Annotated in this window: 24 protein-coding genes and 1 pseudogene; 20 read left to right on the top strand and 5 right to left on the bottom strand. The window is 63.7% G+C overall.

Annotated features, from left to right (window positions below; genetic code table 11):
- Positions 1-28: 28 nt before the first annotated feature.
- A pseudogene (thiS, locus tag LZ518_RS01225) lies at positions 29-244 on the top strand (sulfur carrier protein ThiS); the annotation flags it as partial.
- A gap of 9 nt (positions 245-253) precedes the next feature.
- Here thiS and LZ518_RS01230 read toward each other — a convergent pair.
- Positions 254-685, bottom strand: a complete 432-nt coding sequence (locus tag LZ518_RS01230) for a hypothetical protein (protein WP_249914238.1) — start codon at positions 683-685, stop codon at positions 254-256.
- A 45-nt stretch (positions 686-730) separates the two neighbouring features.
- Between LZ518_RS01230 and LZ518_RS01235 the strand changes: the two genes are divergently transcribed.
- Complete coding sequence (locus LZ518_RS01235; protein WP_431358203.1) at positions 731-1,540, top strand: bifunctional sulfur carrier protein/thiazole synthase protein; 810 nt, start codon at positions 731-733, stop codon at positions 1,538-1,540.
- Positions 1,541-1,565: 25 nt separating this feature from the next.
- Here the strand turns inward: LZ518_RS01235 and LZ518_RS01240 are convergent, their stop codons facing one another.
- The gene (locus LZ518_RS01240) at positions 1,566-2,372 is read right to left on the bottom strand and encodes a class I SAM-dependent methyltransferase (RefSeq protein ID WP_249914239.1); all 807 of its coding nucleotides are present in this window, start codon (positions 2,370-2,372) and stop codon (positions 1,566-1,568) included.
- Positions 2,373-2,412: 40 nt separating this feature from the next.
- Between LZ518_RS01240 and LZ518_RS01245 the strand changes: the two genes are divergently transcribed.
- Positions 2,413-3,063, top strand: a complete 651-nt coding sequence (locus LZ518_RS01245) for a protein-L-isoaspartate(D-aspartate) O-methyltransferase (protein ID WP_249914240.1) — start codon at positions 2,413-2,415, stop codon at positions 3,061-3,063.
- A gap of 2 nt (positions 3,064-3,065) precedes the next feature.
- Here LZ518_RS01245 and LZ518_RS01250 read toward each other — a convergent pair whose 3' ends face one another.
- Complete coding sequence (locus LZ518_RS01250) at positions 3,066-4,727, bottom strand: thiamine pyrophosphate-binding protein (RefSeq protein ID WP_249914241.1); 1,662 nt, start codon at positions 4,725-4,727, stop codon at positions 3,066-3,068.
- A 117-nt stretch (positions 4,728-4,844) separates the two neighbouring features.
- Here LZ518_RS01250 and LZ518_RS01255 point away from each other — a divergent pair, with 117 nt between their 5' ends.
- The 3 genes from LZ518_RS01255 to LZ518_RS01265 all read left to right on the top strand — a co-directional run bounded on the left by LZ518_RS01255 (position 4,845) and on the right by LZ518_RS01265 (position 8,212).
- Complete coding sequence (locus tag LZ518_RS01255; protein WP_249914242.1) at positions 4,845-6,629, top strand: multicopper oxidase family protein; 1,785 nt, start codon at positions 4,845-4,847, stop codon at positions 6,627-6,629.
- 124 nt (positions 6,630-6,753) lie between these two features.
- The gene (locus tag LZ518_RS01260; RefSeq protein ID WP_249914243.1) at positions 6,754-7,890 is read left to right on the top strand and encodes an acyl-CoA dehydrogenase family protein; all 1,137 of its coding nucleotides are present in this window, start codon (positions 6,754-6,756) and stop codon (positions 7,888-7,890) included.
- Between the two features lie 49 nt (positions 7,891-7,939).
- Positions 7,940-8,212 carry a DUF4242 domain-containing protein gene (locus LZ518_RS01265; RefSeq protein ID WP_249914244.1) on the top strand — a complete coding sequence of 91 codons (273 nt, stop codon included), beginning with the start codon at positions 7,940-7,942 and terminating at the stop codon, positions 8,210-8,212.
- A gap of 152 nt (positions 8,213-8,364) precedes the next feature.
- Here the strand turns inward: LZ518_RS01265 and LZ518_RS01270 are convergent, their stop codons facing one another.
- Entirely contained in the window at positions 8,365-9,792 is a 1,428-nt protein-coding gene (locus LZ518_RS01270; RefSeq protein ID WP_249914245.1) for an NAD-dependent succinate-semialdehyde dehydrogenase, read from the bottom strand.
- Positions 9,793-9,893: 101 nt separating this feature from the next.
- Here LZ518_RS01270 and LZ518_RS01275 point away from each other — a divergent pair, with 101 nt between their 5' ends.
- From LZ518_RS01275 to LZ518_RS01305, 7 genes are all read left to right on the top strand, one after another.
- Positions 9,894-10,196: an SCP2 sterol-binding domain-containing protein gene (locus tag LZ518_RS01275; protein ID WP_249914246.1), complete on the top strand. Its 303-nt coding sequence runs from the start codon at positions 9,894-9,896 to the stop codon at positions 10,194-10,196.
- Between the two features lie 3 nt (positions 10,197-10,199).
- Positions 10,200-10,550 (top strand): ACT domain-containing protein, encoded by a 351-nt coding sequence (locus tag LZ518_RS01280; RefSeq protein ID WP_249914247.1) that lies wholly within the window; start codon positions 10,200-10,202, stop codon positions 10,548-10,550.
- Positions 10,551-10,612: 62 nt separating this feature from the next.
- Complete coding sequence (locus LZ518_RS01285) at positions 10,613-11,122, top strand: GlcG/HbpS family heme-binding protein (protein ID WP_249914248.1); 510 nt, start codon at positions 10,613-10,615, stop codon at positions 11,120-11,122.
- Between the two features lie 55 nt (positions 11,123-11,177).
- On the top strand, positions 11,178-11,882 hold the full coding sequence (locus tag LZ518_RS01290; RefSeq protein WP_249914249.1) for a CoA transferase subunit A: 705 nt from the start codon (positions 11,178-11,180) through the stop codon (positions 11,880-11,882).
- A gap of 107 nt (positions 11,883-11,989) precedes the next feature.
- Entirely contained in the window at positions 11,990-12,625 is a 636-nt protein-coding gene (locus LZ518_RS01295) for a 3-oxoacid CoA-transferase subunit B (protein WP_249914250.1), read from the top strand.
- Positions 12,622-12,903 (top strand): hypothetical protein, encoded by a 282-nt coding sequence (locus tag LZ518_RS01300; RefSeq protein WP_249914251.1) that lies wholly within the window; start codon positions 12,622-12,624, stop codon positions 12,901-12,903. Before LZ518_RS01295 ends, LZ518_RS01300 begins: the two co-directional genes overlap by 4 nt.
- Entirely contained in the window at positions 12,900-13,898 is a 999-nt protein-coding gene (locus LZ518_RS01305; protein ID WP_249914252.1) for an NADPH:quinone oxidoreductase family protein, read from the top strand. Before LZ518_RS01300 ends, LZ518_RS01305 begins: the two co-directional genes overlap by 4 nt.
- A gap of 10 nt (positions 13,899-13,908) precedes the next feature.
- Here the strand turns inward: LZ518_RS01305 and LZ518_RS01310 are convergent, their stop codons facing one another.
- Positions 13,909-14,514, bottom strand: coding sequence for a TetR/AcrR family transcriptional regulator (locus LZ518_RS01310; RefSeq protein WP_249914253.1), 606 nt, complete (start codon positions 14,512-14,514; stop codon positions 13,909-13,911).
- Positions 14,515-14,628: 114 nt separating this feature from the next.
- On the opposite strand from LZ518_RS01310, the gene LZ518_RS01315 reads away from it, so the two are divergent.
- From LZ518_RS01315 to LZ518_RS01345, 7 genes are all read left to right on the top strand, one after another.
- Entirely contained in the window at positions 14,629-15,267 is a 639-nt protein-coding gene (locus tag LZ518_RS01315) for an SDR family oxidoreductase (protein ID WP_249914254.1), read from the top strand.
- A gap of 62 nt (positions 15,268-15,329) precedes the next feature.
- Complete coding sequence (locus LZ518_RS01320) at positions 15,330-15,659, top strand: DUF1476 domain-containing protein (RefSeq protein WP_249914255.1); 330 nt, start codon at positions 15,330-15,332, stop codon at positions 15,657-15,659.
- 11 nt (positions 15,660-15,670) lie between these two features.
- On the top strand, positions 15,671-15,916 hold the full coding sequence (locus LZ518_RS01325) for a BolA family protein (protein WP_249914256.1): 246 nt from the start codon (positions 15,671-15,673) through the stop codon (positions 15,914-15,916).
- Positions 15,913-16,227, top strand: a complete 315-nt coding sequence (grxD, locus tag LZ518_RS01330) for a Grx4 family monothiol glutaredoxin (RefSeq protein ID WP_249914257.1) — start codon at positions 15,913-15,915, stop codon at positions 16,225-16,227. The genes LZ518_RS01325 and grxD overlap by 4 nt, the downstream gene beginning before the upstream one ends.
- Positions 16,228-16,573: 346 nt before the next feature.
- Positions 16,574-16,945, top strand: coding sequence for a BlaI/MecI/CopY family transcriptional regulator (locus LZ518_RS01335; RefSeq protein ID WP_249914258.1), 372 nt, complete (start codon positions 16,574-16,576; stop codon positions 16,943-16,945).
- Entirely contained in the window at positions 16,942-18,540 is a 1,599-nt protein-coding gene (locus tag LZ518_RS01340) for a M56 family metallopeptidase (protein WP_249914259.1), read from the top strand. Before LZ518_RS01335 ends, LZ518_RS01340 begins: the two co-directional genes overlap by 4 nt.
- 131 nt (positions 18,541-18,671) lie before the next feature.
- Entirely contained in the window at positions 18,672-19,922 is a 1,251-nt protein-coding gene (locus tag LZ518_RS01345) for a glycosyltransferase (RefSeq protein WP_249914260.1), read from the top strand.
- Positions 19,923-19,975: the final 53 nt, after the last annotated feature.

Genomic DNA, 19,975 nt, shown 5'->3' on the forward strand with positions numbered 1-19,975 from the left:
GGTTCATCCGTGAAGCGAAAGCGTGACAATGTCCCTCGACGGCACCGCAGGCGTTATGATCAATGGCGAGCACCGCCGGGTGCCGGCCGGGACCAATCTGGCACAACTCATCGCCGAAGTTGGTCTCGATCCGCTCAGGGTCGCGGTCGAACGCAACCTGGAAATCGTCCCGCGGTCGACGTTCGGCGAGGTGATGGTCGAGGACGGTGACGCCTACGAGATCGTCCATTTTGTCGGCGGCGGCTGAGCCCGCTCAGGCCATTCGCCGGACTTCGCCGATTGGTATCGGGATTTTCGCGCCATAGCTGCGCGCGATGCTCTCGACCAAGTCGAAGGTCAGGTTGATCGCCCCCTCGGCATTGTCCAGCGCTTCGGGCGGGACATCGTCACCTTCATCCATTTCGCCATCGGTCAGCTCGGCAAGATGGACCCATGCGTCGACGTGAATTTGATAGGCCTGCCAGAAATCGTCAGGGGCGCGGCCGCGCGGGATTGAGGCGAGCAGGTCGGCGACGTCCTGCGGACTGAGCTGTTCGGTGTCGAGATTGTCGGCGTTGAGGATGCGCTCAATCTCCGATCGGGCGACGTCGGCGCGGACGACGATGTCGGAATCGGCCGGCGAAGCATGGGCCGCGGACGCCAAAGGGGTCAGCAAAAGCAGGACAAGGCTTACGCTGGCTCGCATCGGGACTATATCGCTCCTCTCGAGTCCTGCGGCAGGTGTAGAATCGTGAATGTAGAATACCAAGTTTCGAAAGATATTGCTGATTCTACCGACAGTTGGACCGTTGCCGGCCGCAGCTTCACGTCGCGGCTGATCGTCGGCACCGGCAAGTATAAGGATTTCGAGCAGAACGCCGCGGCGGTCGAGGCATCGGGCGCGGAAATTGTCACGGTCGCGGTGCGGCGGGTCAACATCAGCGATCCCAAGCAGCCGATGCTGATGGATTTCATCGATCCCAAGAAGATCACTTACCTTCCCAACACGGCCGGCTGTTTCACCGCCGAGGAGGCGATCCGCACGCTCAGGCTGGCGCGCGAGGCGGGCGGCTGGGACCTGGTCAAGCTGGAAGTGCTGGGTGAAGCCAAGACGCTTTACCCCGACATGCGGGAAACGCTTCGTGCCACGGAGGTGTTGGCCAAGGAGGGTTTCCAGCCGATGGTCTATTGTGTTGATGACCCGATCGCGGCCAGGCAGCTGGAAGAGGCGGGTGCGGTGGCGATCATGCCCTTGGGCGCGCCGATCGGTTCAGGGCTCGGCATCCAGAATCTCGTCACCATCAGGTTGATCGTCGAAGGCGCCAAGGTGCCGGTGCTGGTCGATGCCGGGGTTGGCACCGCCAGCGATGCGGCGGTGGCGATGGAGCTGGGTTGCGACGGAGTGCTGATGAATACCGCCATCGCCGAGGCCAAGGACCCGATCATGATGGCACGGGCGATGAAGCTCGCGGTCGAAAGCGGCCGGTTGGCTTACCTCTCGGGCCGCATGGCCAAGCGGCGCTATGCCGACCCTAGCAGCCCGCTTGCGGGGCTGATCTAGACGACGATTCCTCCGCTCGCCGGGCTTATTTGATCGCGGTGACTATCCGCGCCGACATTGGCGCGTCGAACCCGTCCGGTCCTTCATATTGACGCAGCGCCGCTTCGGCGGCGTCGGTGGCTTCGCCGAGGCGGCCCGGATCGATCTGCTCGATATCGGAACGCACCGGAGTGCCCTGGACCAGCGCGATCGCGGCGTCGCGGGCGGAGTCCGCGTGGCTGTTCAACTCGACCGTTTCCAGTTCGATGTCGGTAAAGCCGGCGTCGAGCAGGTCCTGCTCAATCTGGCCGACGTCATGGTAGCGGAACGGCACCCGCTCGTAGAAGCGCAGTTCCTCGCCCGGGAACAGGTCGGCGACCGCTCGCCCGGCCGTCCGCGTCGCCAGGTTACGCTCGATCTTGTCCCAGATGACGAGCAGGTAACGGCCGCCGTCGCGGAGCACGCGATATGCTTCGGAATTGGCCCCTACCTTGTCCGGAAAGAACATGACCCCAAACTGGCAGACAACCAGATCGAAGCTGGCGTCGTCGAAGGGCAGTGCCTGGGCATCTGCGACGCTAAAGCGGACGTTTGGGCCGCTGACTCGCAGGGCGGCCTGCTCAAGCATCGGTCCGTTGAGATCGGTCGCGACAATTTCGGCGGTGGGAACGGCGCGGTGAAGCTGTTCGGTGACCACACCGGTGCCCGCGGCCGTTTCAAGGATTCGGCGCGGTGCCAATTCGCTGGCCCGCTCGCCAACCAGGCGCGCATAGGGCGCAAATACCAGCGGCACCATGTAAAGATCGTAGATCGCCGGGATCGACCCGGCGAAGACGGTGTCAGTGGCCGTCATTGGAACGCCTCCGCTCCGATAGGAATTGGAACCGTGGCTTATGGCAAATTTTGCAAAGCTTCGCGAGGAGATGGTCCAGCGCCAGATTGCTGCGCGAGGGCTCGACGATCCAAAGCTCCTCGCGGCCTTCCGCGCCGTCCCCAGGGAGCAATTCGTCGGCGCGGAGTACGCCGCCTACGCCTATCAGGATTCGCCGCTGCCGATCGAAAGCGGTCAAACGATCAGCCAGCCATATATCGTCGCGCTGACGATAGACGCGGCCGAGATAAAAGCAGGAGACAAGGTGCTCGAGGTCGGCGCTGGATCAGGCTACGCCGCCGCGGTGATCGGCCGGATTGCTGGCGAAGTGATCGCCATTGAACGACACGATCAATTGGTGGGGATCGCCCGTCAACGGATGGAGCGGCTCGGCTACGCCAATGTCCGCGTCGTCGAAGGCGATGGCACGCTTGGTTGGCCGGAAGAAGCGCCGTTCGACGTGATCGTCGCCGCGGCCAGCGGAAGCCATGTTCCGCAAAGCTGGATCGACCAGCTGAAGCCCGGCGGCCGAATTGTCATGCCAATCGGCGAGCCGCAGTCCCTCCAGTATCTGGTCAAGGTCACCAAGCAACCCAACGGATCTCTCAAGCGCGAAGAATTGTGCCCGGTCCGTTTCGTGCCGCTGATCGGTGCCGAAGGGTTTCCGGGTTAGATTCAGCGCGCGTGAATTGCCGAGATCGTCGTCTGATTGGTGATCACTTCGACGTCGGTCACGCAGTGCAATAGCCGGATGCCCCCGCGCTCCATCGATCGGGCGAGTGCGGGCGCAAAGCCTTCCGTCGTATCGATCCGTTCGCCCCAGCCGCCATAGGCCTCGGCCAGTTTGACGAAGTCCGGATTGGCGAGCTTGGTCGCGCTGATCCGCTTGGGATAGTCGCGCTCCTGGTGCATACGAATGGTGCCATAGGCGCCATTGTCGACCAGGATGACCAGCAGGTCGGCGCCATATTGGGCCGCCGTCGCCAGTTCCTGTCCATTCATCAGGAAATCGCCATCCCCGGCGACGCACACGACCGGCCGGTCCTTGAAGCGCAGCGCGGCCGCAACCGAGGCAGGCAGGCCATAGCCCATCGTCCCGCTGGTTGGCGCCAGCTGGGTCGGCATTACGCCATAATGCCAGTAGCGGTGCCACCAGCCCGAGAAATTGCCGGCGCCGTTGCAGATGATCGTATTGTCGGGGAGCGCATCACGCATCGCCTTGACGCAAGGACCGAGGTCGAGCGCCACTTCTTCACGTGGGGAGGGCTCGGACCATTCGAGCCATTCCTTGTGCGCTTCTTCGCCATCCTTGAACCGGACCAGCTCTGGGTCGGCCCAGTCGGCCGCCATTTCGGCGAACTCGCCCATGTCGGCGCAGATCGGCAGGTCCGCCTTGAATACCCGGCCAAGCTCATTGGGATCGGGATGGACATGGATCAGCAGCTGGTCGGGATGGTCGGGCGTTACCAGCTTGTAGCCGTCGGTGGTCGACTCGCCGAGCCGGGCGCCGACCACAAGCAGCAAATCGGCTTCGCGGATGCGTTGTTGCAGCTTGGGGTTGGGTCCGTAGCCAAGCTGGCCGGCATAGACCGCGCAGTCGTTGTCGATCGCGTCCTGGCGGCGGAAGGCGGCGGCGGTCGGGATTCCGTAGCGATAGGCGAAAGTCGCGAAATGATGGGCCGCGTCGCGATCCCATCCGGCACCGCCGATGATCGCTACTGGATTGGTCGCGTCCTTCAATAGCCCGAACATGGCTTCCATCGCCCCGGCGCAGGGCGGCTGGGCGATCGGCGCGATCTTCGGCCGATCGATCGCTTCGACCTCGTCGCGCAGCATATCCTCGGGGATCGCCAGCACGACTGGACCAGGGCGACCGGCGGTGGCGACGCGAAAAGCGCGGGCGACATATTCTGGAATGCGGCGGGCGTCGTCGATCCGCGCCGCCCATTTGCAGATCGGGCCGAAGAAAGCGGCCATATCGATTTCCTGGAATCCTTCGCGATCGCGGTCGGCACGGTCGAGATCGCCGACGAACAAGATCATTGGCGTCGAATCCTGGAAAGCGACATGAACCCCGGCGCTGGCATTTGTCGCGCCGGGGCCGCGAGTGACAAAGGCGACGCCGGGCTTGCCGGTCATCTTCCCGTCGGCATCGGCCATGTAGCTGACGCCGCCTTCCTGACGGCAAACCACCACATCGATTTCCGGCGCGTCATGAAACGCGTCCAGGACCGCGAGGAAACTTTCGCCGGGTACGGTGAAGATGCGATCGCAACCCTGGATCTTGAGTTGCTCGACAAGGATCCGGCCGCCGGTGCGGAGCGAGATTTCAGACATGGGCGGCCTCTAGCCCGCAAAGTGCCGCTTGTGGAGTGCCCGCTTGCGCTGCCTTGATTTTACGCTCAGACGGGCGGCGGGGGACGGCGCGTAATTCCCGAGAAGCGGGGGGCGCATATGGGAATATTGGTTGCGGCAATGCTGGCCGCGGCACCTGCCGCGACGCCATTGGCATATCATTTCGAAATTCGCCGGGCACAGGGCACGCTCTACAATCCCTGGACGCTGAGCGACGACAAGGTCGAATTGCGGTCCTTTGTCGGATCGGGCGCCAAGCCGGGCGATTTCGTTGCCCCGACCATCAGGGTCGCACCCGGCCAGCAACTGTCGATCGAACTCGACAACAAGCTCGAGCCCTGCACCGACAAGCAGCGCGCCGATCACACCTGTTTCAGCACCACCAACCTGCACACCCATGGGCTGTGGGTCTCCCCCGCAGGGCACAGCGACAATGTCATGGTCTCCATCCCCCCGGGTGAGACATTTCGATACGAATATGACATCCCCGCCGACCATCCGGCCGGGACATTCTGGTACCATCCGCATGCACATGGCGCGGGCTTTGCCCAGGTCGGCAGCGGCATGGCAGGCGCCCTGATTGTCGTCGGTAACCGCCTCCCGACGGCGACTAGGCCAGGCGACATCGACATACTGCTGAAGGACCAGCGCGGCCGGCCTTTTCCGGAGCGAGTCATGATCCTCCAGCAAATCGAATATGGCTGCATGAACGACAAGGGCGTCATCGAGGGCGAGCGCGACAAAGAGGGTGTTCCCATTCGCCCGTTCACCTGCTCGCCGGGCAAGATCGGCCGCATCGAAAGCTTCGACAATGACTGGGGCTGGCGATTCACGGGCCGCTACACCGGCATCAATGGCAAGGTGGAGCCGCAGTTGAGCGACGCCAAGGCTGGCGAGTTCGAGCGCTGGCGGCTGATCAACGGCGGCACCGGGGAATCGATGCGGATGCGGATCTATCGCCTTGATCCTGCCGCGCCGCCGCTTCGATCGGTCAAGGCGGAGGAGCAAATCGCCTGGCGGGAGCGATATTGCGGCGGAGCGCCGCTGCCGATGTGGCAGATCGCGCTCGACGGCCTGACGCGATCCCAAATTCGCAAGGTGGACGAGGCGGTCCTGTTCGCCGGCGAGCGGGTGGACATGCTTGTGCGGCTGCCGGAAGCCGGCCTCTATTGCATGGTCAACGATACCAGCCGCAACAACGCCGAGAAGAAGAACCCATCAAGAATGGTTGCCTTGGTGGGCGCAAGTGGCACTAGCCGGGGGAAAGACGACCCGGACCTGCTGCTCCGGTCGATGCTGATCAGCTCAGCGGAAAAATCGCTGGCGGATGAGGAAGCGGCCGTGCGCACTCGCGTCGTTAGCGACCTCAACGACGGCCTGAAGCTGTCGTCGTTCGTTTGGCACAAGCCGATCGAGGAAAAGGAGGTCAACGGATACCGCGAAGCACTGCTCGATATCGTCGGCGGTCCTGAAGAGACGGCTTTTCGAGTCAATGGCCTCAACTATGACCATCATCGCATCGACGCGGTTCTGCCGTTGGGGAAAGCCGAGGAATGGCGCACGACGTCGCTGAACGAGAACCACCCGCTGCATATTCACGTCAATCCGTTCCAGATCGTTTCGATTACCAATGCCAGCGGTGTCGACATAACCGACGCCAAGAGCCCGGCATTTGATCCCGACTACGCCGGCCTGAAGGGCGAGTGGAAGGACACGGTCTTCGTAAAGGAGAACGTCCGCGTCACCTTCCGCACCCGCTACGAGCGCTTCACCGGCGATTTCCTGATCCATTGCCACATCATGTTCCATGGCGATCATGGCATGATGCAGAACCTCCGCATCGCCGCGGAGGGGGAGCCGGCAGCGACGCATTCGGCGCATTAGCCCCGGCCACGGCGCGAACTACAAAATCTGTAGCAGTCTAATTCAGAAGCTGAACTAGTTACTCGCCGCCGGCAAACTGTAGGCGCTTCCCATCCCGAACGAATTGCAGGATGGAGATATGCCGATGTTGGCGCTTGTCGAGAGAGTCATGACGACCGACTGGACCCAAAAGGCCGAGGAAATCGCGGCCGTAATTGCCGAGCATGCGGCCAGGCACGACGCGGACGACAGCTTTGTCAGCGAAGGCTTCGCCGCGCTGGAGGAAGCCGGCTTCTTCATCGCGCTGGTGCCCGAAGAGCTGGGCGGCGGCGGCGCATCCATCAGCGAGGTCGCCGAAGCGCTGAAGGTCATCGGCGCTGCCTGCGGCTCGACCGCGCTTGCGGCCTCGATGCACAGCCATATCGTCGCGGTCGCGGCGTGGCGCTGGAAGAACCAGGGCGCGCCGACCGATGGCCTGCTGAAGCGCGTGGTCGCCGAAAAGCTGAAGCTGGTCTCCAGCGGCGGGTCGGACTGGCTGCAAAGCGCCGGCACGATGGAAAAGGTCGAGGGCGGCTTCAAGCTGACCGCGCGCAAGGCCTTCGCCAGCGGCTCGACCGTCGGCAACATCCTCAACACCAGTGCGGTCTATGACGATCCCGACGAAGGACCGACCGTGCTCCATTTTGGCGCGCCGCTGAAAGGTGAGGGCGTAAGCATCGCCCCGACCTGGCAGGTGATGGGCATGCGCGGCACCGGCTCCGACGATGTCGTGTTCGACGGGCTGTTCATTCCCGACGCGGCGATTGCCGGCAAACGGCCGCAGGGCCAGTGGCACATGCTGTTCCACATCATCAGCATGATCGCATTCGGCCTGATCTACTCCGCTTATGTCGGAGTGGCCGAGGGCGCCCGAAAGCGGGCACTTGAAATGGCCAAGAAGCGGCCGGTCGATCCGCTGCTGGCGCAGAATGTCGGCGAAATGGAAAACCGGCTGCTCGTGGCGCGGCTGGCGCAGCGCCGAATGATCGAGATCGCCGAGACCGGGACCCCGGGAGCCGAAACCACCAGCGAGGCGATGCAGTGCCGAACGCTGGTTGGACAGGCGTGCATCGACACGGTCGGCAAGGCGATGGAAGTTGCGGGCGGCGCTGCTTTCTATCGCAAGACCGGGCTGGAGCGGGCCTTCCGTGACGTTCAGGCAGCACGCTTCCATCCGATGCAGGAGAAGCCGCAGCTCGACTTCACCGCTCGCGTCGCACTGGGCTGGGACATCGACGGCTGAGAAGGTGGGCCGCGATCACATTTCCAAATCGATTTAAGGGAACATCCTCATGCCACGCTATATGGTCGAACGTACCTTCCCCGACGGATTGCATGTCCCCACTGACGGAGAGGGCGCGGCAGCCTTGCTCAATGTCGTCGAAATCAATGCCGGCAGCGGCGTCACATGGGTCCACAGCTATGTGACGCCCGACAAGAAAAAGACATTTTGCGTCTACGACGGGCCGAACCCGGAGGCGATCCGCGAAGTTGCGACCCGCAACTCCGTGCCGGTCGACGAGATCACGGAAGTCAGGGTGCTCGATCCCTATTTCTATCATTGAGTGGGTATTCCGGCGCGAAGTAAATTGCCCTGCGGTCACCTTCGCTTCCGCGCCGTCGGTCCTGTCGCCTTGCAGGCGCAGGCCGTCCGACTTTCGCTAGCACTTCACGCTGCTCGCGATTGCCAGGCAATCGCTTCGCTGCGCTCGGTAGCTCAAGCCTGATGGATCGCCTTCACCACCTGATAGCTTTCCAGCCCTTCCTTGCCGCCTTCGGAGCCGAAACCTGAATCCTTGACGCCGCCGAACGGGGCGTCGGCGACCGAGATTGCGAAGGTGTTGATGCCGACCATGCCGCTTTCGATCAGGTCGCCGATCAGGTTCGCGCGGCGGCCGTTCTCGGTGAAGGCAAAGGCGGCGAGGCCGAACGGCAGGCGGTTGGCCTGCTCCATCACCTCGTCGAAGGTCGAGAAGGACTTGGTCACCGCCACCGGGCCGAACGGCTCATCGTTCATGATGTCGGCGGTGTTGGGAACGTCGGCGAGCAAGGTCGGCTGGAAGAAGAATCCGCCTTCGCCCTTCTGTCCTCCGGCGAGCACGCGCGCGCCCTTGGCCGCGGCGTCCTCGATCAGCGCGCCTACAGCGTCGGGCCGCCGTGCATTTGCAAGCGGGCCCATGCGGGTATCTTCATCCAGTCCGTTGCCGATCTTCACCTTGGCGGTGCGCTCGGCGAAGCCCTTGAGGAACGCATCGTAAATCGATTCCTGGACGTAGAAGCGGGTCGGCGAGACGCACACCTGGCCGGCGTTCCGGAATTTCTGCGGGACGACCATGTCGAGCGTCTTTTCAAGGTCGCAATCGTCGAAGATCAGGACCGGCGCATGACCGCCCAGCTCCATCGTGATCCGCGTCATGCTGTCGGCGGCGAGGCGCATCAAATGCTTGCCGACGTTGGTCGAACCGGTGAAGCTGACCTTGCGGATTTCCTTGCTGCCGATGAGGGTCGTGCTGATCAGATCGGCATCGCCGTGAACCAACTGCGCGACACCCTTGGGGATGCCAGCGTCGGCCAGCGCGCGGAATAATTCGGTAGCGACACCTGGCGTGTCATGCGGCGGGCGTGAAACTACGGTGCAGCCTGCGGCAAGCGCGGCCGCGACCTTCTTGGCCAGCAAATAGATCGGGAAATTCCACGGGCTGAAGGTGGCGACCGGACCGACCGGCTGACGGATCACCCGCGACAATTGTCCCGCCGGGCGAACCAGCGTGCGGCCATAGTCGCGCTTGATCTCCTCGGCGTACCAATCAAACAGCTGCGCCGAGCCCAGCACCTCGAGCCGCGCCTCGTTCAAAATCTTGCCCTGTTCCTGGGTCAGTGTGGCGGCGATATGGTCAGCGCGTTCGCGCAGCAGCGCGGCGGCTTTGTGCAGGATCGCGCCCCGCTTTTCGACATCGGTGGACCGCCATTCGGGGAATGCCCGGTCGGCGGCGGCAAGCGCCTCATCAAGGTCGGCCCTGGAGGCGTAGGGCACTTCGGCGATGCCGCTGCCGTTGGCGGGATTGACGACCGTGTGCGCGTCGCGGCCTTCGCCGCTTTTCCACACGCCGTCGATGAATAGCTGGAGGTCGGTTTCGTAGCTCATGTGGCGTCAGATAGGCGTCTGTCGGCTTGCCGCCAAGACTGCCTTGAACGGAAGCTGGCCAGTCGCTAGTCGCAACTCATATTCATGACGGGAGAGTTTCGATGACCAAGGCGGATCTGCTGGCCAAGATGCAGGATGCGGGGGCCTGGCTTCCGGGCAAGACGGTCAAGATCGACTTCGGCGGCGATGACGGCGTGATCCTGATCGACGGCGCCAACAGCCTGGTCAGCGATGCCGACAATGCGGCCGACACGACCATCAAGGTCAGCTGGGACGATTTCCAGTCGCTCGCCAACGGCACGCTCGACGGCATGACCGCCTTTATGACCGGCAAGCTCAAGGTCGAAGGCGACATGGGCAACGCCATGCAACTGCAGGGCATCTTCTCGAAGCTGCGCGGCTAGGCATTGGACGGGGAACGCGACCTTTCGCGGCTCCTCGCAGCGCTCGATCCCGAGCTGCACGCCGATCGATACAGCATTTCCGAAGCGTCGAAGCCCACGCTTGGCGACGGCGACTTCGCCATCGTTCGCGAGGCCGAGGGGCTAACCCTGATCCGTCCCGATCCGTCGGGCGAATGGGCACGGATCAGTCTTGGAGTTCACTCAAGCCTGGACGCGGTTGGGCTAACCGCCGCATTGTCATCGCTGCTGGCGGAAGCCGGAATCAGCGCCAATATCGTCGCGGCGCTGCGTCACGATCATATTTTCGTGCAGTGGGACAGGCGCGAGGAAGCGCTTGCGATTCTGCGCGGTTAGTTTGTCGAAACAGGTTTGATTGTCCCGTCGCCCCAGCGGAGGCTGGGGCCCACATAACGGTCATGGATGCCAGCCTTCGCTGGCATGACGTGGAGGGAATGATGCGACCAGCACTTCTCCTGATTCTACTCACTTCGGCCGCGACAGCCCAGTCCGCGCCAACCCTCAATGCAGCATCCGCCCAGGCGATCGTCGCCGGCTGTGCGGCGCACGCTACCGCGAAGAAGCAAAGCCACGCCATCGTCGTGGTCGATAGCGGCGGCCATATCGTCGCGGCGCTTCGGATGGACGGCAATGGAACCGGCATCTTCGATTTCGCCCGGGCCAAGGCCGAAGCCGCTGCGGCGTGGGGGTTCTCGACCGCGCAAATGATCGAAGGTGCGCGGAGTACGCCCGGGTTTGGCGACGCGCCCCATGTCGTCATCGTGCCCGGTGGCGTTCCCCTGTTCAGCGCCGACGGCAAGGCCCGGATCGGCGCGGTCGGCGTGTCGGGCGAGGATCCCGCCGACGACGCTGCCTGCGCCGAAGCGGGGATCGTCGCTGCAAAGCTTCGCAGCAGCCGCGCAAACTAACCCGGCTTGACCCTTGGGAATGCGGACGGCAGAGCCGCAGCCAAGGAGATCGGTCTTGCAGAAAATCTATCCCAATGCCGCGGACGCGCTCGACGGGCTGCTGTTCGACGGCATGACCATCGCGGCGGGCGGGTTCGGCCTGTGCGGAATTCCCGAGCGGCTGATCGATGCTGTCCAGGCCAGCGGGGTCAAGAACCTCACCATCGCTTCCAACAATGCCGGGATCGACAATGAGGGGCTCGGCAAGCTGCTGCGCACGCGCCAGGTCAGGAAGATGATCAGCTCCTACGTCGGCGAGAATAAGGAGTTCGAGCGGCAGTATCTGGCCGGCGAGCTGGAGGTGGAATTCTGCCCGCAGGGAACGCTGGCCGAGCGCATGCGCGCCGGCGGCGCCGGCATCCCCGGATTTTACACGAAGACCGGCGTCGGCACGCAGGTGGCCGAGGGCAAGGAGGTCAAGAATTTCGACGGCGAGGATTATATCCTCGAGCGCGGCATCCGGGCCGACCTAAGCATCATCAAGGGCTGGAAGGCCGACGAGAGCGGCAACCTGATGTTCCGCAAGACTGCCCGCAACTTCAACCAGCCGGCTGCGACCTCGGGCAAGATTTGCGTCGCCGAAGTCGAGGAGATCGTGCCGGTCGGAAGCCTCGATCCTGACTGCATCCATTTGCCGTCGATCTACGTTAAGCGGCTGATACTCGGTGCGCCCTATGACAAGAAGATCGAATTCATGACCACGCGGGAGCGGGCAGCATGATCGCGATTTTCAAACGTTTTCCGTTCGTGTCGAGCGAAGTCGAGACACGTCTGCGCAACGGCCCCTCGACTTCGCTCGGGGCGAACGGGTTTGGGAGTAGCAAGTAGATGGCTTGGGACCGCAACCAGATGGCGGCGAGGGCCGCCAAGGAGCTGAAGGACGGCTATTACGTCAACCTCGGCATCGGCATCCCGACGCTGGTCGCCAACAATATCCCGGCGGGGATGACGGTCACGCTGCAGAGCGAGAACGGAATGCTCGGCATTGGCCCGTTCCCCTATCCGGACGAGGTCGATCCCGACTTGATCAACGCGGGCAAGCAGACCATCAGCGAGCTGCCGAGCTCCAGCTACTTCAGCTCGTCGGACAGCTTCGCGATGATCCGGGGCGGGCACATTGACCTCACCGTGCTGGGCGCAATGGAAGTCAGCGAAGGCGGCGACATCGCCAACTGGATGATCCCCGGAAAGATGATCAAGGGCATGGGCGGTGCGATGGACCTCGTCGCCGGAGTCAAGAAGATCATCGTCGTGATGGAGCATAATTCGAAGGCCGGCGATCCCAAGTTCATCCCCGAATGCACGCTGCCGCTGACCGGCAAGAATGTGGTCGACATGATCATCACCGACCTGTGCGTCTTCCATCGGCCCGACCATCAGTCGCCGTTCAAGCTGATCGAGCTGGCCCCGGGCGTCACGGCCGAAGAGGTCCGCTCCAGGACCGCCGCGAACTACGTCGAGTGAAAAGGGTCGCGGTCCTCGCTTTGGTCGCCTTGCTTGGCGCCTGCTCTCGGGAGCCGACCGTTATCGATGGGTCCAGCCAGCAAGCGTTCGAAAAGACGACCGAGAAGGCGCGCCGCGACCTGCCGATCAAGGACCGGCTGACCTTCGACGCGGCGCTGCACAATCCGGGCGGCGTCGGCTTTGGCCACCGCGATACCGCCGCCGCTACAAGGCAAGCCTATAATGGCATGACCGCGGTTGACGTCGTCGAGGACGCCCGGGTGCGGGGGATCGAATGAAGGCCCTTCTGTCCCATGAGCCGGGCGGGCCGGACACGCTTCGGCTGACCGAGCTGCCTGACCCGGTGCCGGGACCGGGCGAGCTGCTGGTGAGGGTACGCGCCGCGGCGGTAAATTACCCAGACGTGCTGATCATCGAGGACAAATATCAGTTCAAGCCGCCGCGCCCGTTCGCGCCGGGCGGCGAAATTGCTGGCGAGGTCGAGATGGTCGGCGAGGGAGTCGAGGGCTGGAGCGCCGGCGACCGGCTGATCGCGGTTCCGGGCTGGGGCGGCATGGCCGAAAAGATCGTCATCGCGGCCAAGAGCGCCATTCCGTTGCCGCCGGAGCGCAGCTTCAAGGACGGCGCCGCGCTGTTGCTGACCTACGCCACGTCGATCCACGCGCTCTATGATCGCGGCAAGCTGCAGGCCGGTCAGACGTTGCTGGTGCTCGGGGCGGCTGGGGGCGTCGGGCTCGCCGCGGTCGAACTGGGGAAGGCGAGGGGAGCCCGAGTGATCGCGGCCGTTTCGTCGGAGGAAAAGGCCGCCGCGGCGCGCCAAGCCGGCGCGGACGACGCGATCGTCTACCCCCGCGGACCGTTCGACAAGGACGGGCAGAAGGCGCTGGCCCAGCTGTTCAAAGACGCGGTCGGTCCTGACGGAGCCAATGTCATCTACGATCCTGTCGGCGGCGATTATGCCGAGCCGGCGCTGCGCAGCATCGCCTGGGAGGGCCGCTACCTGGTTGTCGGCTTTCCGGCCGGCATCCCGAAGCTTCCGCTCAACCTCACCCTGCTCAAGAGCTGCGATGTATGCGGCGTCTTCTGGGGCGCCTTCGCCGCGCGCGATCCGAAGGCCAATGCGGCCCATGTCGCCGAGCTGTTCCAGCTATGGGACGAGGGCAAGATCAGGCCCCACGTCAGCGCGACCTATCCGCTGGCACGCGGCGGCGAGGCGATCGCGGCGATGGCCGCTCGCCAGGTAATCGGCAAGCTGGTGGTGACGCCAGATTAGCCTTTGGCGACTAGGGCTTCAGGCAATAGCGATCGCATATCTGGTCGACGACCTTGTTCACCCACTCATCGTTCAGTGGCTGGGACGAGACGTATCGACGGAAGTACATCGGGCCGGCGGCCATGGCGAAAACCTCATCGAGATTGACGTCGGCCGGCAGCTCGCCGCGCTCGATCGCCGCCTCGAACATCGGCGCCAGCTGCTTTTGCCGGTTCGTCCAAAAACGTTGGGACTGCCCCGGCGCAACGCCGGATTGAAGTGCTCCCGCCACTTCCATCAGCGATGGGCCGACCGGGCTGTTAAGCACCGTGACCAGGTTGAGCAGGGTCTCCGTGAGATCGGCTCGAAACGACCCGGTGTCGACGGCCGGCGTTTGGCGGTCCGCCAGGTCGATCAGGGCATCTACTATCGTCGGCCAGCGATCGGGATTGCGCCGGTAAAGGGTCGAACGCTCGACGCCGGCGCGCGCTGCCACATTCTGGAAAGTGCAGGCCTCAAGCCCGCCCTCTGCGAGCAGTTCGATCAACGCCTCGTTGATCCGCCGGGTGACGTCCGCGGTGCGGCCGCCGGGCCGGCGCTGGCGTACCGCATCGTCCAAAGTTGAAGCTTGATTCAATGTTGACTCCCCGACACCCCATAGCTAAATGCAACACTTTGTTGCTTTAAATCAACCCTCAAAATAGATAATGCCAAGCCGCCTCGTCGGGGGACGCGGGCGGCGGAGACCTTGATGCGACTCGACCTCCCTCCACGCGTCCTCATTACCGGTGCGGGGACCGGTATTGGCCGGGCCTGCGCCGAAGCGCTCAGCGCCCGCGGCGCCAGGCTGATCCTGTGTGACGACGACGCTTCCTCGCTGCGGCAGGCAACCGAAGAGCTGGGCGCCGTCGGCCGCTATTGCGACGCCGCGTCAGAAGCCAGTGTCGCGGTTTTCGCGGCCGACATTATTGAATCCTTCCAGTCGCTTGACCTGCTGATCAATGCCGCGGGCGGCGGATATGAGCGCACGCTCGGCATGTACCGCGTCTCGCGGGCACTGCTTCCGGCGCTGCGGCGCGGCCCGCATTTCAAGCTGCTGCTCAACATCCCGCCGGAAGAAGAGCCCAATGTGGCGATCTTCCCTTATGCGAGTTCGGGGCAGGCTTTCCAGCGCCTGTCAGCGGCCCTCGCCGCGGAAACCAAGGGCACTGGCGTCAGCGTACTGATCGGTGACCCTGTCAGCGGGCTGTCGCAAGTTGTCCCCGATCCCGACGCCGGGCCCCGTGCGGCCGCCTATCGACTGCCCGCGCAGCGGCATGACAGGTCCCTGGAGCTGAAGGTCGCCGACTTGCTGGGGCCAGGCAGATGGGGCCAGCGCAAGGCGGGCTGAACCATGCTGGACGAGCGCCGACGCAAACACTATCTGCGGGGCCGAGCCAGACAGGAACATCCATGACCCAGTTCGACGACCGTGAGCGTGCCTTTGAAGCCAAATTTGCGCGGGACGAAGAGATGCAGTTCCGCATCGTCGCAAGTCGCAACCGTTTGCTCGGCGAATGGGCCGCCCGGCTGATGGGCCTGTCGGAAGTCGAAACAGAGTCATACGCCAAGGATGTCGTTCGCGCCGACTTCGAGGAAGCCGGCGACGAGGATGTCATCCGCAAGGTGCTTGGCGACCTGACCTCCGCGGGGGTCGATGCAGACGAAGGCCGGATCCGCGATGCGCTCGGTCACAAGCTGGTCGAGGCCCGTCGGCAGGTCATCGAACAGACCAATTTGTAGGGGCTGATGCCATGCCAATGGCGGCCAATGACATCGAGACGCTGATCCGAGCTGCGCTCCCCGACGCGGAAATCGAAATCCGCGACCTGGCGGGCGACGGCGACCATTATGCCGCGCGGGTAGTGTCGGCCTGCTTCGCGGGCTTGAACCGCGTCAAACAACACCAACTTGTGTACCGGGCACTCGGCTCCCGCATGGGCGGAGAGCTCCATGCGCTGCAGCTCGAGACCGCGCTGCCCGACGGAGAAGAACAATGAACGAAGCGAAGGGTCGGATCGACGCGCTGGTGAAGGCCAATGACGTCGTCCTGTTCATGAAGGGCAGCGTGCTGTTCCCCCAGTGCGGATTTTCAAGCCGGGCGGTGGCGATCCTCGACCATCTGGGCGTGCCGTTCGAAACGGTCGACGTGCTCCAGGACCAGGAAATCCGCGCCGGAATCAAGGAATATTCCGACTGGCCGACTATCCCCCAGCTTTATGTGAAGGGTGAATTCGTCGGCGGATCCGACATCATGATGGAAATGTTCGAGAGCGGTGAGCTTCAGCAGCTGGTCAGCGCCGAAGCATAAGGACCCTAAAAACTCGGCTCCCCCCTCCACAGGGGTGAAGAAAGGGGAGCCGCCCCCGAGTCTCGTTGAAACTAAAAGGGGACGGCGAACGCGGGACCAGAAAACCGCTGTTGCCGTCCCCTTTGTGTTGGCGTGGAACCAAGTGGACGCCTTACCTTTTGCAACCGCCGTGCCAAATCACGCGAATGGCGGATTTCTAAGAAAAAATACGTTCTCCGATCGTCGCGAATGCAGCGAGGCGTAAAGAATTCCGACGCCAGGACCGCTGTTCGTCCATTCGTCGAATTGCTCTGTTTACAACTGTAATCGGATCGCTTACGCATGTAGTCGAAAGGGGCAGAGTCGGATGGATCTCAGGATCAGTGAAGCCGAGCTGGAAGTGATGGAGGCGCTCTGGAGCGCAGGCCATCCGTTGACCGCCGCCGAGGCCGCCGACCGGATCGGCGCCGAACGCGGTTGGACCCTGGCCACCGTCAAGACCATGTTGTCCCGATTGGCGGCCAAGGGCGCGGTCAAGCATCGCGAGGACGGCCGCCGCTTCCTATATTCGCCGACGATCAAGCGCGAAGCCTATGTCGGCCATGAATCGGTGCGGTTCGTCGAACGGTTGTTCGGTGGTCGCATATCTCCGCTGGTCGCGCGCCTCGCCGAAGAGGATGCGCTGGACGATGAGGACATCGCCGCCATCGAGGCGCTATTGAAGGAGCTCAAGTCGTGATCGACTGGCTGCTTGGCACGCTGATCGCCACTACCGCGCTGATCTTCCTCGTCCTGCTCATCAGGGAGCCGGTCCGGCGCCAGTTCGGCGCCCGGGTAGCTTATGGCTTGTGGCTGATCCCGGCGGCGCGCCTGCTGATGCCGACGCTGACGCAGACCGTCGAGCGCACGGTCCCGGAGGCGACACCGATCCAGCCATTCGTCCCGATCATGATGTCCGAACCCAAATTGCTGGCCTCGGTCGCCCCGCCCGAACCGTCTCTCCTGGAACAGGTCGGCGGGATGCAGACGGTTCTGCTGGTGCTGTGGCTGGGTATCGGGCTCGGCCTGTTCATCGCCCGAATGGCGGCATTCCACCGCGAGCGGGCGGCCATCTTGCGTGACGCTTCGGAATTGGGCCGGATTGGATCGATCCGCATTGTCCGATCGCCCGATGTCAAAGGCCCGCTGGCGTTTGGCGTGCTCGACCGGGTGATCGCTGTCCCCGCCGATTTCGAGCGGCTTTATGACGAGCGGGAGCGCGGCCTCGCGCTGGAGCATGAACTCGCCCACCACCGCTCCGGCGACCTTGTCGCCAACCTTATCGCCTTTGTCCTGCTCTGCCTCCAGTGGTTCAATCCACTCGCCTGGGTCGCCCACGCCGCTTTTCGCTTCGATCAGGAAGCGGCGTGCGATGCCCGGGTGCTGGACAAGGCCAAGGCCGACGATCGCGCCGACTATGGTCGGACGATCGCCAAGGCCGCTTCGGGGAGGGCGCTGCTATTCGCCAGCGCTCTCGATCGACGCAACACCCTTCACAGGAGGCTGAAGTCCATGCTTACCAATCCAACCGCGGGCCGGCGATTTGCCGGGCGGCTGACGGTAATCGCCGCCGTGGCGGTTGCCCTGCCGCTGACCGCTACGCGGGCGATCGAATATGTCGACAAGGTCGTGCCGGCGGAACCCGCTCCGGTAGCGCAGGTTGCGCAGGTCGCGCCCGCCGCTGTCCCGGCGCCGGTTGCTCCGGTTGCTCCGGTCGCGCCCCTAGCGACGGTCGCGCCGGCACCCACCGTCGCGGATTCTGGCGACGGTAGCTATCGGCACAAGGATCTCTCGTTCGAGCGCGACGGGACGATTTCCATCGACGGCAAGTCCAAGCGCTGGAACGAACTCACCGCCGCCGAGAAGGCCAGGTGCCGTGAGGCGATCGCCCAGGCCAAGCGCGAATTGGCCCGTGCCCGTGTCGAGGTCGACCAAGAGCAGATCCAGCGGGACGTTCGCGAGGCGCTCGAAGAAGCCAAGTTCGACCAGGAAGACCTGCGCCGCGACCTCGCCGAAGCGCGCCGGGAGATCGAACAGGCGGTTCGGGAAGTCGACCGCAACGCCAGGCATATCCGTCGGTCGGGGCAGGATCCCGAACAGATCAAGGCGACCATCCGGGAATCGCTGAAATCGGTCGAAGCGATCGATATCGACCAGATCCGCCGCCAGGCGCTGGCGTCAGTCGATCAGCGCGCGATCGCGACAAGCGTCGCTTCCGCCCAGGCCTCCATCGCCAAGGCCGAGCAAGAAGTAGATCGGATCGAAGACAGCATCGACGAGGGCGACGACGAATAGAGCTCGAAGCGGCGCAAGGCTGGCCTTGCGATCGATGGAGGCGTCGCTCGCTGGGAGGCAGTGAGCGGCGCTTCTAATTCATGTAGGGCTCATCATCGGCACTTAATGGCCTCCTGAGTGTTGGAGAGCCGATGACCCCCCAGGACCGTACCGACCAAAATCTGCTGATTGCCGACCTCACCCAAAGCTGGTCCGACGTCGGCGGGGGCGTGCGCACCTATTTGCGCCACAAGCGCCGCCACATTCTCGACAATACGCCGCACCGGCATTTGCTGATTGTGCCCGGGCCGCGCGATGCCGTGGAAGTTGAGGAAGGCGGGCGGGCCATTACCGCTTATGTCGCGTCGCCCAAGGTGCCGGGCAGCCCGCACTACCGCTTCCTCCTGCGCAACCGCGCCGTCCGATCGGTACTGGCCGATCGGCTGCCCGACCTGATCGAGTGCCAGGATGCCTACAACCTGCCCTGGGCGGCGATTGCCCATGGCCGCCGATATCCAGAAACGGCGCTGGTGGCCGCTTATTGCACCGATTTTCCGACGGTCTATGTCGATCGACCTTTCTCAAAATGGCTAGGCACGGCGATCGGCGCCTGGGCCAGTCGAGTTAGCTATGATTATTGCGGGCGGCTCTACGGCCGGTTCGATGCGGTTTACGCGATGAGCGAGAATGGCGGCGCGGCGAAATTGCGCTCGCTTGGCGTCCCGGAAGTCGACGTGGTCCCGCTCGGCGTCGAACTCGGCCAATTCTCGCCCGCCAAACGTAGTTCCCGGATCCGGCATTCCCTGAACATCGGCGATGAGCAGCCCTTGCTCATCTATGTCGGACGACTGGATTTCGAGAAGCGTGCGCATATCGTCGTCGAGGCATTCCGGCGATTGCCGGCTTCGCTCGGGGCGAAGCTGATGCTGCTCGGTGATGGCCCGCTGAGGGAGCAATTTGTCGGGCTGGGGGACGAGCGGATTTATGCGCCCGGCTATTGCCGCGACCGAGACGACCTCGCCGCCTGGCTGGCCAGCGCCGACATCTATGTTTCGGGCATGGCCGACGAAACCTTCGGCATTTCGGTGATCGAGGCCCAAGCGTCCGGCCTGCCGGTTGTGGGCGTTGCCGCAGGGGCGATGGTCGATCGGGTTCCGCACGGCCTTGGACTGGTGGGAAGGGTCGACGATGCCGAGGTGATGGCCGCCAACATTATGTCGGTCCTGTCCGGCGATCGGCCGGCAATGGCCGAGCGCGCCCGAGAGCACGCCCTGCAGTTCAGCTGGGACGAAAGCATGGAGCGATTGTTCGGCCGGGTCTATCACTCGGCTCTGGCCCGCGCCGCCGATCGGGCCGGGATCGCGCCGCTTCCGCAGGAGGCGGTGCTGGCCGAGGCGGCCTAGCGGGCACGCCCGGATCATGGCACAGGCGCTGAGGTGGATGCGCCTTACGCAAA

Origin of the sequence: Sphingomonas brevis, from assembly GCF_023516505.1 — a bacterium.
In the GTDB taxonomy this organism is placed as follows: domain Bacteria; phylum Pseudomonadota; class Alphaproteobacteria; order Sphingomonadales; family Sphingomonadaceae; genus Sphingomicrobium; species Sphingomicrobium breve.